This window comes from Streptomyces sp. RLA131 (genome assembly GCF_056270125.1).
On record NZ_JBWDOQ010000002.1, the window covers coordinates 1,172,501 to 1,189,088 of the forward strand.

Consider the following 16,588-nt stretch of genomic DNA (forward strand, 5'->3'; position numbering starts at 1 on the left):
GTGATCGTTTCACTGCACCCGCATGCCTTCGTCGTGGTGGACGACGAGGGGCACGGGGTGCTGACGCATCTGGGCATCGACACCGTGCAGCTGAACGGAGCGGGCTTCGAGCTGCTGGTGGCGAAGGGGGACAGGGTGCGGCGCGGCGAGGCCGTCGTGCGGTGGAATCCGGCGGATGTCGTGGCAGCCGGGAAGTCACCGGTGTGTCCGGTGGTGGCGCTGGAGGCCACCGGGGACGTGCTGAGCGAGCTGGTGGAGGACGGCGAGGTCGTGGCCGGAGCGCAGCTGTTCCTTTGGAAGTAATCTCTCCGGGAATGGCCACTCCCGACTCAGAAGAGAAGCAACCGACCGGAGACGGGTGAGATGGAGACAACGCTGCGAGGCGTCGGTGTCAGCCACGGGGTGGCGATCGGCGAGGTTCGGCATATGGGGACCGCTGTCCTGGAGCCGCCGGCGAGGCAGACTCCGCCGGAGGAGGCTCCGCGGGAGCAGGGACGGGCCAGGCAGGCGGTGGAAGCCGTGGCCAATGACCTGATCGCGCGGGGCAATCTGGCGGGCGGCGAGGCACAGGCCGTGCTGGAGGCCCAGGCGCTCATGGCGCAGGACCCCGAGCTGATCGCGGATGTGGAGCGCCGGATCGCGGTGGGGAGTACGGCGGAGCGCGCGGTGTACGACGCGTTCGCCACCTACCGCGCGCTGCTGGAAGGTGCCGGGGAGTATCTGGCGGGCCGGGTGGCCGATCTGGACGACGTCCGGAACCGGATCGTGGCGCGGCTGCTGGGCGTGCCGATGCCGGGTGTGCCGGACAGTGACGAGCCGTATGTGCTGATCGCGCGGGATCTGGCGCCTGCGGACACGGCGCTGCTGGACCCGACGCTGGTACTGGGTTTTGTGACCGAGGAGGGCGGGCCGACGAGCCACAGCGCGATTCTGGCGCGGGCTCTGGGCGTGCCCGCCGTGGTCGCCCTGCCGGGTGCGACGGAGCTGGCCGAGGGTGTGGTCGTCGCGGTCGACGGCAGCACCGGTGAGATCTTTGTGGCGCCCAGCGCGGAGAAGCGGGCCGCGCTGGAGGAGGCCGCGGCCGTGCGCAAGGCGGCGCTGACCGCCTCCTCGGGTCCGGGGGCGACCTCGGACGGTCACAAGGTGCCGCTGCTTGCCAATGTCGGCGGTCCCGGTGATGTGGCGGCCGCGGTGGAGGCCGGCGCCGAGGGTGTCGGGCTGTTCCGTACGGAGTTCCTCTTCCTGGACGACTCGAAGCAGGCGCCGTCGGAGGACGCGCAGTGCGCGGTGTACCGCCAGGTGCTGGAGGCCTTTCCCGAGGGCCGGGTCGTGGTGCGGGTGCTGGATGCCGGGGCGGACAAGCCGCTGGAGTTCCTGACGCCGGCGGACGAGCCGAATCCGGCGCTGGGTGTGCGGGGTCTGCGGACGCTGCTGGCCCACCCGGATGTGCTGCGTACGCAGTTGCGTGCGCTGGCCCGGGCGGCGGAGGGGCTTCCGGTGTATCTGGAGGTCATGGCGCCGATGGTGGCCGACCGGATCGACGCCAAGGCGTTCGCCGACGCGTGCCGGGAGGCGGGGCTGCGGGCGAAGTTCGGCGCGATGGTGGAGATTCCGTCGGCGGCGCTGCGGGCCCGGTCGATTCTGCAGGAGGTCGAGTTCCTCTCGCTGGGGACGAACGACCTGGCGCAGTACACCTTCGCGGCGGACCGCCAGGTCGGTGCGGTCTCGCGGTTGCAGGACCCGTGGCAGCCGGCGCTGCTCGACCTGGTGGCGGCTTCGGCCGAGGCCGCCAGGGCCGAGGGCAAGAGCTGTGGTGTGTGCGGTGAGGCGGCCTCCGATCCGCTGCTGGCGTGCGTGCTGACGGGTCTTGGTGTGACGAGCCTGTCGATGGGCGCGGCGTCGATTCCGTATGTGCGGGCGACGCTGGCCAAGCACACGCTGGCGCAGTGCGAGCGTGCGGCGGCCGCGGCGCGGGCGACCGACTCCGCGGACGAGGCGCGGCGTGCCGCGCAGGCGGTGCTGTCCGGGGAGTGACACGGGCGCGGGCCGGCTCCGGAGGGCGTTCCACCTGGGGGTGGGGCGCCCTCCGGCGTTGATACGGCGTTGATACGGCGTTGCTACGGCGTCGGTGCGGCTTTCGGTGCGGGGTCAGTCGGGCGGTGGCGGTGGCAGGGGGGTGCCGGGGAGGTAGACGACGCCGGGCTCGGGGGGCACCGGTTCACCGGTTTCGGGGTCGGTGCAGTAGGCGTTGAAGACCTGGGCCTCGGTGAGCGGGTGGAGCCAGCCGTCCCGCAGGGTCCAGCCCCGGACCTGGTCACCGCCGTCCGGGGTCTCAGGGGTGTCCGAGGTGGTGGTGCGCAGGACGACTCCGCCGGTGGCGGCGGTGGCCAGGCCGGCGGCGAGGACGGTGCAGCAGACCAGGGCTTCGGCTTCCGGGAGGTGGATGTCACCCCGGGTGTCGACGCGGGCGTGGAGTGCGGCGAGCAGGGTGGTGCCGTCGGCGGGGACGCTGCATACGAGGTGGTGGCTGCCCGGGCCCACGGCTTCGAGCAGCCTCATCAGGGCGTGCGAGGCCCGGTCGAAGGAGCTGCGGGCGATGTCCTGGCCGCAGTCGGAGCAGGCTCCGGCGTGGGCGAGCAGGTCGGTGGCGTGCTCCCAGGTGGCCCGGCGGTCCGCCTCGTGTTCGAGCTGGGTGATGAGGTGGTGGAGGGGCTGTCCCACGTACGGGACCGTGGGGCCGCCCGCGGTGACTTCGGCGGTGTAGCGGGTGCGGGTGGCGGGTGTGTCGGGGTCCTGGGCGGTGTCGGCGCAGTAGTCGGCGTAGTCGTCGGGGTCGAAAAGGCCGACGGAGGTGCGGACGCCCCGGGCGGTGAGTGAGCGCAGCAGTCCTTCCATGGCCCGCAGGTACTCGGGGTGGTCGGCGAAGGCGGTGAAGCTGCGGTAGTCCCGCATGGTGGCGAGGTCGCGCGGGTCGGCGAGAAGGGCGACGGTGCTGGGCACTTCGCGCCTCAGGGCGCGGCGGGTGGCGGCAGCGTGGGCGGGCGGGCGGCCGTGGCCCCTGGGACGGCGGTCCTTGGTGTGCTTGCGGTTCCTGGTGTGCGCCATGACGTGACTCCCCCTGTGCGCTCCTGCGGTTTCCTGATCACGGTAGGCGGGGCCACTGACAACACAACGTGACGATGTGGGCACTGAGGGCGATTTTTTCTTGACCGCTCGTTCTGTTCCGGCCTAGCGTCCGGCTCATGGCACGGAGCAAGGAGTTCGATCCGGACGTGGTTCTGGACGCGGCGCTGGAGTTGTTCTGGCGGCGGGGCTACGAGGCGACGTCGATGGCCGATCTGGTGGAGCACCTGGGGATCGGGCGGGCCAGCGTCTACGCCACGTACGGCAGTAAGCACGAGCTCTACCTCAGGGCGCTGGACCGCTACCGGGACCGGGTGGCGCAGGAGAATCTGCGCCTGCTGTCGCGACCGGGGCCGGCCCTGCCCGCGGTGCGGGAGCTGGTGGGGCGGTTCGCGGCGGAGGCGGCCGGAGAACGGGACGGGGAGCGGCGCGGTTGCTTCGTGGTCAACACGGCGGTGGAGCTGGGCGGGGCGGATCCGGCGGCGGCCCGTCGGGTGGAGGCCAGCTGGGACGGGCTGGAGACCGGGCTGACGTCGGCGCTGATGCGGGCGGCGGCCCAGGGAGAACTCGGCGGGGACCGGGATCCGGTGGCCCTGGCCCGTTTTCTGCTGGTGGTGCTGCAGGGGCTGAGGGTGCTCGGCCGGGCGCGGCCGGAGCCGGAGCGGGTACGGGACGCGGTGGCTTTGGCGCTCGGCATTTTTGACTGATCGGTTTTTTATGGGAGGCGAGCAATAGTGGATCGGCGGTTACGTTTCGTAGCGGCGAGGGTCCTGGTCACCGGGAGCGGTTCGGGGATCGGGCGGGTGGCGGCGCCGGTCTTCGCCGGTGAGGGTGCCGCGGTGGTCGTGGCGGGGCGCCGGGAGGGACCGCCGAAAGAGACGGTGGCGGCCGTGGAGGCAGCGGGCGGCACCGCGGGGGCGGTGGTCGCCGACGTGTCGGTGGCCGGGGAGGCCGAGCGGATGGTGAGCGGCGCCGTGGGGCTGCTCGGCGGCCTGGACGTCGCCTTCAACAACGCCGGTGCTGGGAGGCCGTGATCGGGGTAACCCGAACGGCGCCTGGCTCTCGATGAAGTACGAGATCGCCCATATGCGGGCGCACGGCGGCGGGACGATCGTGAACACCTCGTCCAGCATCGGTGCGCACAGCAGCCGTCCGGGCCTGGCCGCGTACGGGGGCCTCGAAGGCGGTGGTCACCGCGCTGACCAGGGCGGCGGCCGTGGAGTACATCGGGGACGGCATCCGGATCAACGCCGTCAGCCCGGGACCGGTCAACACCCCGATGTCGCTGCGGCCCGGTGAGACGGAGGCCGGCAGGGAGCGGCGGCTGGGGGCCGCGCTGCCGGTCGGCAGGGTGGGGCGGGTCGCCGAGGCCGTGTCGGCCGTGCTCTGGCCGGCGTCGGCGGAGTCGGCGGAGTCGGCGGAGTCGGGATTCACGGTGGGCCACGACCTGGTCGTGGACGGCGGCGCTACGGCGTAGGAGCCTGCCGCGCGACGCCGGAGCCGGCGGCGAAGTCTTCGGACACGTCTTCGGACACGGGGGGCTGCCCGGCGTCCTGACGGTCCAGGCGGCGGCGGACCAGCGCCCGCTGCCCGTAGGCGACCGCGGCGAGGGCGCCGCCGAGGCCGAGCCAGCCGACGGGGCCGGCCGCCATGACGCCGGAGGTGAGGATCAGTGGGCCCGCGGAGCGTTCGGTCGAGGAGGCGAGGCCGTGAACGCCCAGGTAGGCGCCTTGGGAGCGGCCGGGGGCGAGGGCGATGGACAGCTCCCACGAGATCGCGGCGTGGACCATTTCGGCGGCGGTGAAGGCGGTCGCGGCGGCGACCAGGGAGATGGTGGCGATCCAGGGCGAGTCAACGGTGGACGCGGCCATGGCCAGGCCCGCGGCGACGAACGCGGCGGCGAGCAGCGGCAGCGACGCGGCTGCCTTGCGGGCGGTGGCGCCCAAGCGGGACAGGGGTACCTGGAACAGGACCACGAGGACGTTGTTGAGGACGAAGAGCAGCGCGGCGAGGCTGTGCGGGGCCCGGGTCGAGGTGACGATCCACAGCGGCATCCCGACGCTGAGGGAGACATCGTCCAGGAGCAGCAGTGTCTCGGTGGCGGTGTACGCGAGATAGCCGCGGTCCCGCCAGGGGCTGGCCCGGAGCTCCGTCGGCTGTGCGGGCCGGCCGTCGGAGGCGGCCACCACGCGTGCGGGCGAGGGGGGTTCGGCGCAGCGCAGGACCAGCAGGGCGGCGCCGACGAAGGACATGGCGTCGCCGATGAGCATGGCGCGGTAGGCCCCGTCGGTCCCGATCGAGAGGGCGGCCGCGGCGGCGAGTCCGCCGACGCCGAAGCCGATGTTGACGACGGTGCGTTGCAGGGCCTGGTAGCGGGCGCGGTCCGGGCCGGCCACCCGGGCCACGTAGAGCTTGGTGAGGACCGATGCCGAGCGGTCGCCGAAGCTGCCCACGGCGGCGATGGGCAGCAGGGCCCAGAAGGAGCCGGTGAACAGGATGCCGACGGCTGCCAGGGCGCGGAGGACGTGGACGGCGGGAAGCAGCACGGTGATCGGCACATGGTCCGCGACGCGGCCCGCTGTCGGGGATCCGATGACGCCGATGGCGCCGGCCACGGCGAGGAGGATGCCGACGCGGTGCAGGCCGAGGTCGGCCACGTAGGTGTAGTAGAGCGCGGAAGTGCCGATCCAGAGGCCGGAGCCGGCCTTGTCCGTGAAACTCACCCACAGCAGTCGGCGGCCGTCCCGGCCGCCGGGTATCCGGTGCTGCCATTCGGTCCGGGCGTTCCGGCCCGTCTTCGCACGCATGCGCCGCCCCCCCCTTGATCCCGCGTTTGTATTGATACATACTTAACTCTGTGGCGATACAATATGGGATCACGGGTACGACCGCCAAGGGAATTGCCGCGTCCGTCGAACAGGGGGTGGCCGACGGCGCGCTGTCCCCCGGTTCCGCGCTGCCGCCCGTCCGCGGGCTGGCCGAGCGGCTCGGCGTGAGCCCCGGCACGGTGGCCACGGCCTACCGGGAGCTGCGGCAGCGCGGCATCGTCGTCACCCGGGGGCGCGGCGGCACGGTGGTGGCGGAGGCGCCGGCCGTCGCGTCGCGGAGGCCGCCCAAGGTGCCGCCGGGGCTGCGGGACGTGGCCGGCGGCCATCCGGACCCGCAGTTCCTGCCCGACCTGCTGCCGCCGGTGCGGGTGGCGCCGGGTGCCCGTTCCCACCGGGCCACACCACGGCTGACGGAGCTGGAGGCGCTGACGCGGGAGTGGTACGCGCGGGACGGCGTTCCGGCGGGGCAGGTGTCCTTCGCGCACAGTGCGCTCGACTGCGTCGCGCGGCTGCTCTCCGTGGAACTGCGGCCGGGGGACACGGTGGCCATGGAGGATCCGGGCTATCACCATCTCCTCGATCTGGTACCGGCGTTGGGGCTGCGCGTGGTGCCGGTGGCGGTCGACGACGAGGGCATACGGCCCGAGCCGCTGCGGGCCGCGCTGCGCGCGGGCGCACGGGCCGTCATCTACAGCCCCCGTGCGCAGAATCCGTACGGCGGCGCGTTCTCGGCCGGGCGGCGGCAGGCGCTGGTGGAGGTGGTGCGCGGCGCGCCTGACGTGCTGGTCGTCGAGAATGACCACGCCTCCGAGATCGCCGGGGCGCCGCTGCACTCGCTCGTCTCGGGCGGCCTCGCGCGCTGGGCGCAGGTCCGTACGGTGACCAAGTACCTGGGGACGGACCTGCGGTGGGCCGCGCTCGCCTGTGATCCGACGACGTCCGCGCGGCATGACGGCCGGATGCTGCTGACGTCCGGGTGGGTCAGCCACGTACTCCAGGAGACAGTGGCCCTCCTCATGACGGACCCGGCGACGAGCGCACTGGTGGCCGCCGCGCGGGACACGTACGCGCGGCGGCGGACGGCGTTCGTGGCGGAACTGGCACGGCACGGGGTCACCGCGCACGGGGCGAGCGGGCTGAACGTGTGGGTCCCGGTGCGGGACGAGGCCGCGGTGGTGAACGGGCTCCGGTCGCGGGGGTGGTGGGTCGCCGCGGGCGCCCGGTTCCGGGTGGCCGCCGGCCCGGGGGTGCGGATCACCACGGCGACGCTGACGCCGCGGGAGTCCCGGCGGCTGGCGGGGGACTTCGCGGAGGTGCTGGGCGAGTACGGGGCGGGGTACGGGGGGTAGTCGGCGGAGCGCCACTGCCGGCCCCGCCCTCCGCTCCCCCGTTCCCGCAACGCAGTGCAGCGCAGCGCAGTGCAGTGCAGCGCAGCGCAGTGCAGCGCAGCGCAGTGCAGCGCAGTGCAGCGCAGTGCAGTGCAGCGCAGCGCAGTGCAGCGCAGCGCAGCGCAGTGCAGTGCAGCGCAGCGCAGTGCAGTGCAGCGCAGCGCAGTGCAGTGCAGCGGTCTCAGGCAGCCGGCCCCGACCGTTCGCGGGCCAACTGCTCGTAGAAGCCCAGCAGTTCCACGTTGTCCACCGATCCCGGGTTCACGGCCCGGTCCATCGGGGTGCCCTGGAGGAGCTTCTTGACGGGGACTTCGATGCGTTTGCCGGTGAGGGTGTGCGGGACGCCGGGGACCTGGATGATCTCGTCGGGGATGTGGCGCGGGGAGAGCCGGTCGCGGATGGTGTGCTTGATCCTTTCGCGGAGTGCGTCGTCGAGTTCGGCGCCCTCGGCGAGCTGGACGAAGAGCGGCATCCAGTAGCCGCCGTCGGGTTGTTCGACGCCGATGACGAGGGACTCGCGGATCTCCGGCAGGCGTTCGACGGCCTCGTAGATGTCGGCGGAACCCATCCGGACGCCCTGGCGGTTGAGGGTGGAGTCGGAGCGGCCGTGGATGATCACGGTGCCGCGTGAGGTGAGGGTGATCCAGTCGCCGTGACGCCAGACGCCGGGGAACATCTCGAAGTAGCTCTCGCGGTAGCGGGCGCCGTCCGGGTCGTTCCAGAAGCCGATGGGCATCGAGGGCATGGGGTTGGTGACGACCAGTTCGCCGACCTCGTCGGTGACGGGCTTTCCGTACGGGTCCCAGGCCTGGAGGTCGGTGCCCAGGCAGGGGGCCTGGAGTTCGCCGACGTACACGGGCAGGGTGGGGACACCGCCGGCGAAGCAGCTGCAGACGTCGGTGCCGCCGCTGACGGAGGCGATCCACAGGTCCTCCTTGACCTCGTCGTGCAGCCAGCGGAAGCCGTCGGGCGGCAGCGGGGAACCGGTGGTGGCGACGCACTTGACCGCCGACAGGTCGTGGTCGCGGGCCGGGTGGACGCCCGCCTTGCGGCAGGCGATGACGTACGCGGCGGAGGTCCCGAAGACGGTCGCCCGGGTCTGCTCGGCGACGCCCCACTGGGCGCCCGTGTCGGGGAAGCCGGGGCTGCCGTCGTACAGGACGATCGTGGCGCCGGCGAGGAGACCGCCGACCAGGAAGTTCCACATCATCCAGCCGGTGGAGGTGTACCAGAAGAACCGGTCGTCCGGGCCGAGGTCCATGTGCAGGCCGGTCTGCTTGAGGTGTTCGAGCAGGATGCCGCCCTGGGAGTGGACGATGGCCTTGGGCAGCCCGGTGGTGCCGGAGGAGTACAGCACCCACAGCGGATGCTCGAAGGGGACCTGCTCGTACGAGGGCCGGGCGTCGCCGGCGACGAGAGCGGCCCACTCCAGGGTGCCCCCGGGGGCCGGGGTGTCCAGGACCGGGATGTGGACGACGGCGCGCAGCGTGGGCAGTTCGGCGCGCAGTTCGGCGACGACGGCGGTGCGGTCGTGGGTTTTGCCGCCGTAGCGGTATCCGTCGACGGCGAACAGCACCACGGGCTCGACCTGCTGGAAGCGGTCCAGGACGCTGCGGGCGCCGAAGTCGGGGGCGCAGGAGGTCCAGACGGCACCGACGGCGGCGGTGGCCAGGAGCGCGGTGACCGCCTGCGGGATGTTGGGGAGGTAGCCGCTGACCCGGTCACCGGGGCGGACACCGAGGCGGCGCAGCTGCGCCGCGAGGTTCGCCACCTGCCGGCTCAGCTCGGCCCAGCTGGTCCCGGTGATGTGGTGCCGTTCGTCGAGCGAGAGCAGCGCGGGGGTGCCGGCGCGGGCGGGGTCCTGGGCGGGGCGCAGCGCGTGCTCGGCGTAGTTGAGGGTGGCGCCGGGGAACCAGCGGGCGCCGGGCATGGCGGCGTCGGCGAGCACGGTGTCGTACGGGGAGGAGAAGCGGACGTCGAACCACTCGACGACCGCCGTCCAGAAGGTCTCCGGTTCGCGCACCGACCAGGCGTGCAGCTCCTGGTAGCCGGTGGCGGGGGCGCCGTGCCGGTCGGCGGCCCAGGCCTGGAAGCGGGTGATCTGCGCGGCGGCGGTACGGGCGGGGCCGGGCCGCCACAGGGGCTCGGGGGTCTGGTGGGCCGGCGGGCTCTGGTGGGCAGGCGGGGTCTGCCGGTCCGGCGGGGTCTGCGGCGGCGCCGCCTGCGTCGCCCGGCTCTCGGAAGCTTCCGGGGTCTCCGGGGGCGTTTCCGGGGTTTCCGGGGTCTCCGGGCCGGTGGCTGGCTCAGGTGCGGTGCTCATGGGGCGGCTCCCGGACGGTTCGCGTCCTCGCGAGGTGTGCAGCTGGACCGCGCCCGGGCGGAATGTCCCCGCGCGCGGCTGGGCAGGACGATGCCACGTGATCGTCTTCGGCGCCAGGGCTGCCACCCCACATCCGGTGGGGGTTCCCTGTGCGCGGCCGCCGGATGAACGGTGGACGAACGGACGACGCGGGGAACGCAAACGGTGGAAGGGTGGGCCTCATGGATGCTCGGGACCTGGTGCGGGTCGGATCGGTGAACGGGCTGAGGGCCCTGCGGGCGGCCTGGCGGCGGGCCCGCACCGACGCGCGTGATCTGCCCCGCCGTGGCCCCGAGCGGGCCCGGGTGCCCGGGATGGCGCAGGGCGCGGAGGAGTTGCCGGGGGGCGGGGTGGTGCGCTTCGCCCGGTCGAGCCTGCGGGTGCGGGTGGCGGTGGGAGGCGCGGTGTTCTGCGGGTGGGACGGGGCCGAGGCGGAGCCCTCGTACGCGCTCGCGCAGGGCTGCCCGGAGGCGGACACCCGGGCGGTGATCGAGCCGGACAAGGACGGCTGGCGGGTGGTCTCCGAACGGGTGACGGTGCTGGTGTCGCGGCACGGGGCGGTGGAGTTCCGCACGCCGGGCGGGGTGCTGCTGCGGCGGGATCTGCCGCCGCGCTGGTGGGATCCGGTGGGCGGGCCGCTCGACGGCGGCCCGCGCTGGGTGCAGCGCTCGGAGACGGCCGCCGACGCGGCGGTGTTCGGGCTCGGAGGCCGCGCGGGCGGCCCCCGGCTCCGCGAGGGTGCCTACCGGTTGTGGAACACCGACCCGGGCCGCGCCTTCGGACCGGGTGACGACCCGCTGTACATCACCATGCCGGTGCAGTTGGTGGTGGCGGACGCCGGCAGCCACCTGGTCTTCCACGACAACTCCTCCGACGGCCGGGTGTCGCTGCGCGACGGCGAGGAGGGTGCCGGGTCGGGGCACGACCGGCGGGGCGGCTGCGAGGTGCGGATGGACGGCGGTCCGCTGCGCTACTGGGTGGTCACCGGTCCCCCGGGGCGGATCCTGTCCGCCTGGACGGCGCTGACCGGCCGGCCGGCGGTGCCGCCGCGCTGGGCGCTGCGCTACCACCACGCCCACTGGGGCTTCGGCTCGGCCGCCGAGGTCCGGCGGGTCGCGGCCGGATACCGGGACCGCGGGCTGCCGCTGGCCGCGCTGCACCTGGACATCGACCACCTGGACGGACACCGGGTCTTCACCGTCGACCCGGAGCGCTTCCCCGATCTGCCGGGCCTGGCGGGCGAGCTGGCCGCCGACGGGGTCCGGCTGGTGTCGATCGTCGACCCGGCGGTGAAGCGGGAACCGGGCAACCCCGTGTACGACAGCGGGGCCGCCGAGGACGCCTTCGTACGGGACGCGCGGGGCCGGCAGGTGCGCGGGGTGGTGTGGCCCGGGGACGCGGTCTTCCCCGACTTCACCGACCCCCGGGTGCGCAAGTGGTGGGGCGGGCTGTACGCCGAACGGCTGGCCCAGGGGTTCGCCGGGGTGTGGCACGACATGAACGAGCCGGTGTCCTTCGCGGCGTTCGGCGAGACGACCCTGCCCCGTTCCGCCCGCCACGCGCTGGAGGGCCGGGGCGGCGACCATCGCGAGGCGCACAACGTCTACGCCCTGACCATGGCCCGGGCCGGTTACGAGGGGCTGCGCGAACTGCGCCCCGAGACACGGCCGTTCCTCTTCTCGCGCTCGGGGTGGGCGGGCCTGCAGCGCTACGGCGGTGCCTGGTCGGGCGATGTGTCGACGGGCTGGCCGGGGCTGCGGGCCTCGCTGTCGCTGGTGCTGGGGCTGGGGATGTGCGGGGTGCCGTTCTCCGGGCCGGACGTGGGCGGCTTCGACGGTTTCCCGAGCCCGGAGATGTATCTGCGCTGGCTGCAGATGGCGGCGTACTTCCCGTTTCTGCGCACGCATTCGGCCATCGACGCCGGGCGCCGTGAGCCGTGGATGTTCGGGCCCGAGGTGCTGGAGCACGCCGGGGCGGCGCTGCGGGAGCGGGAGCGGCTGCTGCCGTACCTCTACACGCTGGCACATCTGGCCCGGCTGACCGGTGCCCCCTACGTACGGCCGCTGTGGTGGAACGACCCCGAGGACCGCAAGCTGCGGGCCTGCGAGGACGCCTTTCTGCTGGGCGACGCCCTGCTGGTGGCGCCGGTGCTGGACCAGGGGTCGGTGGTCCGGAGTCTGCGGCTGCCGCGCGGGCGCTGGTACGACACGGTGACCGGCCAGGCGTACCAGGGGCCGGGGCAGGTGCTGCTGGACGCGCCGCTGGGGCGGATTCCGGTACTGGCACGGGCGGGCGCGGTGCTGCCGGTGACCGGGGCCGACGGCGGGATCGAGCTGGAGGTGTGGGCTCCGGCGGCCCGCGGCGGGGGCGGGCTGCTGATCGGCGACGACGGGGACGGCTGGGCGGAGCCGCGTATCGAGCAGTTCACCACCCGGCTGGTGGACGGGGCCGTGCTGGTCGAGCGGGAGGGCGACGGGGAGGTGGGTTACCCGGTCCGGGTGCGCGGGGACGCGGGCGGCGCGGGGTAGCGGCCCTGGAACCACCGGCGGACGGCCTGGGTGTGGAGGGGGAAGGCCAGGTCGGTGGGGGCGTGCACGAGCTGCCGGTCCTCGGTCTCGTCGGTGGGGCGGGGCGGCGGCAGGGCGTGTGCGGGCCGCTCGGGGAGCAGGCCGAAGAGCAGCAGATGGCCGCCCTCGGAGTCGGTGAGCGCGTCGGCGAGGGTGACGTCCCCGGGGTCGGCTGCGATGCCGGTCTCCTCGGCGAGTTCGCGGGTGACGGCCTGCTGCCAGGTCTCGCCGTGGTCGACGAAGCCGCCGGGGAGGGCGAGCAGGCCGCGGCGCGGCTCGATGGTGCGGCGGATGACCACGAGTCCGGCGCCGTGCTCGGGATCGCGTACGGGCAGCAGTGCGACGGCGACCGGGAGGGGGTTGCGGTAGGCGACCGCGCCGCAGCCGGCGCAGGTGCGGGGCCAGCCGGGATCGGGCGGGAAGGCGGTGCCGCACGAGGAGCAGTGCGAGTCCTTCTGATGGCTGATCACGGGCGGACTTTAGCGGATGTTCCCGCTTCGTCGGGGTGCGGTGGTGGACGGAGGTCATGTCGGAGATCCCTTCGCGGGCCGGGATGTCACGGGTGCCGCAGGGGTGTCGCGGGGGCGGCCGCGTGCGCGGGCCGTGGCGCTCGTGCTGCTCCTGGTGCCGGCGACGGCGAGTCCCGCGCGGGCTTCGGCAGCGCGTCCGGCTCCCGCTGCCGACCTCGCTCCGGCTCCCGCCGAGTTCGTCGCGCTGGAGCGATGCGGATCCCACGATCCTGGAGGAGTCGCGCTACTCCACCCTCCACAACTTCACCGGCGCGCGCGTCGACGGCTACCGCCGGCCGCTGTGCCTCGCGGCCCGGCCGGCTGCCGAGGCGCCGCATCGCGCCCGGCTCCAACTGCTGCGGCGGGAGCACACCTTGAGGGTGTACGACTGCTACCGGCCGCAGCGGGTGGCGGTCGGCCGTTTCGTGGCGTGGGCGAAGGATCTCGGCGACCGGACGATGAAACGGGAGTTCTACCGCGATGTCGACAAGTCGAGGCTCTTCCCGCACGGTTACATCGCCGAACGGTCCGGGCACCGCCGCGGCAGCACCACCGGCCTGACGATCGCGCGGCCACCCGTCCGGCCCGTACGGCGCTACCGGCCCGGCGAGCCGCTGGTGCTGTGCCACGCCCCGCGGGAGGAGCGGTTTCCGGACAACTCGGCGGACATGGGCACCGGCACCGGGTTCGGCCGCATCGGCCCCCTGTCGTACACACGGGATCCGCGGACCCGGGGCGCACAGGCGGCCGACCGGCTGCTGCTGCGGGGCACCCTGGAGGGGGTCGGTTCCGTCAACTCGCCGAGGGGTGGTGGCACTACAGCTGAGCGTGCCCGGGCGGCGCGCCGGTCAGCGGACGCTGTCCTCACGGTCGGGCCGGAGCAGGGCGGGGTGCAGCAGGCGGGCGTCACCGGCCCGGTAGAGGCGGGGGCGGGGGCCGCCCCGGGAGCCGCCGCGGGTGGCGGTGCCGCCGGTGGACTCGACGAAGCCGGGGACGGAGAGCACCTTGCGGTGGAAGTTCCCCGCGTGGAGGGTCGTGCCCCAGACCGCTTCGTAGACCTCGCGCAGTTCGGTGATGGTGAACTCGGCGGTGAGGAAGGCGGTGGCGAGCGGCGAGTACTCGATCTTGGCGCGGGCGCGGTCGAGGCCGTCGGCCAGTATCAGCGCGTGGTCGAAGGCGAGGGCGCGGGCCGGGGGGCCGGTGGCGGGCCGGCGGCCGGGACCACCCCCGTGGGCCCCGGCCGGCCGGCCCTGTTCGTGGGGACGCGGTCGGCCCGCGTCCGGTTCTGCGGTCGGCGCCGCGGCAGGGGTGGCGACAGGGGTGGCAGCAGGGGTCGCCGCCGTGGCCGTTGCCGGGTTCGTTGCCGATATCGGGGCCGCGCTCGGCGCCGCCATGGGTACGGCGCCCGCGAGCCCGGCGACCGGTATCCACTCGGCGGCCACCGCGTCGCTGCCGGCCCGGGCGTCGGGCAGCCCCGGGGCGAAGGCGAGGTACGCGACGGAGACGACGTGCATCCGCGGATCGCGCTCCGGGCCGCCGTACGAACCGAGTTGCTCCAGATGCACCCGGCCGAGGCCGTGCTCGGCGTCGAGGCCGGTCTCCTCGGCGAGCTCACGGACGGCGGCGCCGTCCAGGGACTCCCGACCGGCCTTGACGAAGCCGCCGGGCAGCGCCCAGGAGCCCTCGAAGGGCGGGCCGCCCCGGCGCACCAGCAGCACGTGCAGGGCGCCTTGGCGCAGCGTCAGGACAACGATGTCCACCGTGACTGCGACGGGCTCGAAGGCATGCGGGTCGTAGGTGGCGAGGAAGGCCTCCTCATCCTGCCGCGCGGCCATCGCTCCACCCCCTCGACTCTCCCTGTTGTTCTCCAACTGAGAAGAACATAGCAGTGGGTACTGACAGTGTCGACCCCGCCTGACAGACTTCTGACGTTCCGTCAGATCAGTGTCGGGAGGCGCACATGGCGCGGGAGCGCACACCGGTGGTCCACGGCTGGTTCACCGAAGCGGAAGCGGAAGCGGAAACCGAGGCCGGTACCGGGCCGTCGGCCTTCCGGCTGCTCGGCACCCGGTGCCGGGACTGCGGGGCGGTGTTCTTCCCCCGGCGCGACAGCCACTGCGGCAACCCCGCCTGCGGGGGCACGGAACTGGAGGAGACGCCACTGTCCCGGCGGGGCCGGGTGTGGTCGTACACCGATGTGCGGTACCGGCCACCCGCCCCGTACGTCTCCGATCCGGGCCGCCCCTGGGAGCCGTTCACCCTGGTGGCCGTGGAACTGGCGGCGGAACGCATGGTGGTGCTCGGGCAGGCCGCCCCCGGGGTCCGCCCGGCCGACCTGGAGGTGGGCGCGGAGGTCGAGGTGGTGCCCGGGGTGCTGGGCGAGGACGACGGGCACATCTGGACGACCTGGCAGTGGCGGCCCGTCGGGGGCCCGGCATGAGCGGGGACGTGGCGGTCCTGGGGGCCGGGATGCATCCGTGGGGCAAGTGGGGCCGTTCCTTCGTGGACTACGGGGTGGCGGCCGCCCGTGCCGCCCTGGCCGACGCGGGGCTGCGCTGGCCCCAGGTGCAGCTGCTGGTGGGCGCCAACACGGTGCGGGGCGGCTACCCGGGACATGTCGCGGGCGCCACCTTCGCCCAGGCCCTGGGCCGGCAGGGCGCCCGCGTCGCCAGCGTGTACGCGGCCTGCGCCTCGGGCGCCCACGCCGTCGACACCGCACGGGCCCACCTGCTCGCCGGGACTGCGGACGTGGCTCTGGTGGTGGGCGCGGACGCGGCGCCCAAGGGCTTCTTCGCCCCGGCCGGGGGCGAGCGCCCGGACGATCCGGACTGGCTGCGCTTCCGGGTGCTCGGGGCGGTCAACCCGGCGTACTTCGGGCTGTACGCGCGTCGCCGGATGGCCGTGCACGGCGACACCGCCGAGGACTTCGCCCACGTCAAGGTCAAGAACGCGGCGGCCGGCGCCCTCAACCCCAACGCCCGCTACCGCCGGCCGGTCACCGCCGAGGAGGTGGCGGCCTCGGCGGTGGTGGCCGACCCGCTGCGGCTGCTCGACATCTGCGCCACCTCCGACGGGGCGGCCGCACTCGTGCTGTCCACCCTCGACTTCGCGCGCCGGCACGGCAGCGCCGAACCGGTCCGGATCCGTGCCGTCTCGACGGTCAGCGCCCACTACCCGTGCACCGTGCTGGACCTGCCCGACTTCGCCACCGACTCGGCCGCCGCCGTGGAGCCGCCGGCCGCCGCGTTCCGGGAGTCCATCGCGGCGGCGGCGTACGAGGAGGCGGGCATCGGCCCGGAGGACCTGGACCTGGCGGAGGTCTACGACCTGTCGACCGCCCTGGAACTCCAGTGGTACGAGGACCTGGGCCTGTGCCCGGCCGGCGGGGGCGCCAAGCTGCTGCGCGAGGGCGCGACCGCGCTCGGCGGGCGGATCCCGGTCAACGTCAGCGGCGGGCTGTCCTCCTTCGGCGAGGCGGTTCCGGCGCAGGCCATCGCCCAGGTGTGCGAGCTGGTGTGGCAGCTGCGCGGCTCGGCGGGCGGCCGCCAGGTGCCGGGGGCCCGGGTGGGGATCACCGCGAACCAGGGGCTGTTCGGACACGGCTCGGCGGTGGTCGTGGCGCGGTAGCGAGGATCGGTGATCGGTGATCGGTGATGATCACCGGGGATCACCGGGGATCAGTGGGAAGCCGCCCCCGGCGGCCGGAGCCGGGGGAACTGCCGTAGGCCGGGCCGGACTTCGACGACCGGCCCCGGCCGCCAGCCCGTTCGCGGCCTTGACGGTCCCGCACCCCGGGGGAAGTATGCCGGGTGGC

12 protein-coding genes and 1 pseudogene (1 of these 13 only partly in view) are annotated in these 16,588 nt (G+C 74.0%); 8 read left to right on the top strand and 5 right to left on the bottom strand.

All coding sequences use genetic code 11. The features are described from left to right. Together RWE79_RS06260 and ptsP are read left to right on the top strand one after the other, a co-directional pair. Window positions 1-303: the 3' portion of a PTS sugar transporter subunit IIA gene (locus RWE79_RS06260; RefSeq protein WP_475939007.1), read on the top strand. The gene continues 147 nt to the left of window position 1, outside the view; only the last 303 of its 450 coding nucleotides appear in the window; its start codon lies beyond the left edge, outside the window; its stop codon occupies window positions 301-303. A 60-nt stretch (window positions 304-363) separates the two neighbouring features. Beyond that, window positions 364-2,034 carry a phosphoenolpyruvate--protein phosphotransferase gene (gene ptsP / locus RWE79_RS06265; protein ID WP_475939008.1) on the top strand — a complete coding sequence of 557 codons (1,671 nt, stop codon included), beginning with the start codon at window positions 364-366 and terminating at the stop codon, window positions 2,032-2,034. Window positions 2,035-2,148: 114 nt separating this feature from the next. Here the strand turns inward: ptsP and RWE79_RS06270 are convergent, their stop codons facing one another. Then, the gene (locus RWE79_RS06270) at window positions 2,149-3,105 is read right to left on the bottom strand and encodes a hypothetical protein (RefSeq protein WP_475939009.1); all 957 of its coding nucleotides are present in this window, start codon (window positions 3,103-3,105) and stop codon (window positions 2,149-2,151) included. A gap of 137 nt (window positions 3,106-3,242) precedes the next feature. Here RWE79_RS06270 and RWE79_RS06275 point away from each other — a divergent pair, with 137 nt between their 5' ends. Beyond that, on the top strand, window positions 3,243-3,830 hold the full coding sequence (locus RWE79_RS06275) for a TetR/AcrR family transcriptional regulator (RefSeq protein ID WP_475939010.1): 588 nt from the start codon (window positions 3,243-3,245) through the stop codon (window positions 3,828-3,830). Between the two features lie 27 nt (window positions 3,831-3,857). After that, window positions 3,858-4,600: pseudogene (locus tag RWE79_RS06280) on the top strand (SDR family oxidoreductase). On the opposite strand, the gene RWE79_RS06285 reads toward RWE79_RS06280, so the two are convergent. Then, window positions 4,590-5,930: an MFS transporter gene (locus RWE79_RS06285; protein WP_475939011.1), complete on the bottom strand. Its 1,341-nt coding sequence runs from the start codon at window positions 5,928-5,930 to the stop codon at window positions 4,590-4,592. The pseudogene RWE79_RS06280 and the gene RWE79_RS06285 overlap by 11 nt on opposite strands. Before the next feature lie 50 nt (window positions 5,931-5,980). Between RWE79_RS06285 and RWE79_RS06290 the strand changes: the two genes are divergently transcribed. Then, the gene (locus tag RWE79_RS06290; protein ID WP_475939012.1) at window positions 5,981-7,300 is read left to right on the top strand and encodes an aminotransferase class I/II-fold pyridoxal phosphate-dependent enzyme; all 1,320 of its coding nucleotides are present in this window, start codon (window positions 5,981-5,983) and stop codon (window positions 7,298-7,300) included. A 220-nt stretch (window positions 7,301-7,520) separates the two neighbouring features. Here RWE79_RS06290 and RWE79_RS06295 read toward each other — a convergent pair whose 3' ends face one another. Then, window positions 7,521-9,659, bottom strand: a complete 2,139-nt coding sequence (locus RWE79_RS06295; protein ID WP_475939013.1) for an acetoacetate--CoA ligase — start codon at window positions 9,657-9,659, stop codon at window positions 7,521-7,523. A 221-nt stretch (window positions 9,660-9,880) separates the two neighbouring features. Between RWE79_RS06295 and RWE79_RS06300 the strand changes: the two genes are divergently transcribed. After that, complete coding sequence (locus RWE79_RS06300) at window positions 9,881-12,226, top strand: glycoside hydrolase family 31 protein (RefSeq protein WP_475939014.1); 2,346 nt, start codon at window positions 9,881-9,883, stop codon at window positions 12,224-12,226. Here RWE79_RS06300 and RWE79_RS06305 read toward each other — a convergent pair. After that, complete coding sequence (locus RWE79_RS06305) at window positions 12,184-12,735, bottom strand: NUDIX domain-containing protein (protein ID WP_475939015.1); 552 nt, start codon at window positions 12,733-12,735, stop codon at window positions 12,184-12,186. The two genes, RWE79_RS06300 and RWE79_RS06305, sit on opposite strands and share 43 nt — an antisense overlap. An 887-nt stretch (window positions 12,736-13,622) precedes the next feature. Beyond that, window positions 13,623-14,609, bottom strand: a complete 987-nt coding sequence (locus RWE79_RS06310; protein WP_475939016.1) for an NUDIX hydrolase — start codon at window positions 14,607-14,609, stop codon at window positions 13,623-13,625. Window positions 14,610-14,734: 125 nt separating this feature from the next. Between RWE79_RS06310 and RWE79_RS06315 the strand changes: the two genes are divergently transcribed. Then, window positions 14,735-15,214, top strand: coding sequence for a Zn-ribbon domain-containing OB-fold protein (locus RWE79_RS06315; RefSeq protein WP_475939017.1), 480 nt, complete (start codon window positions 14,735-14,737; stop codon window positions 15,212-15,214). Beyond that, entirely contained in the window at window positions 15,211-16,401 is a 1,191-nt protein-coding gene (locus RWE79_RS06320) for a lipid-transfer protein (RefSeq protein ID WP_475939018.1), read from the top strand. Before RWE79_RS06315 ends, RWE79_RS06320 begins: the two co-directional genes overlap by 4 nt. Window positions 16,402-16,588: the final 187 nt, after the last annotated feature.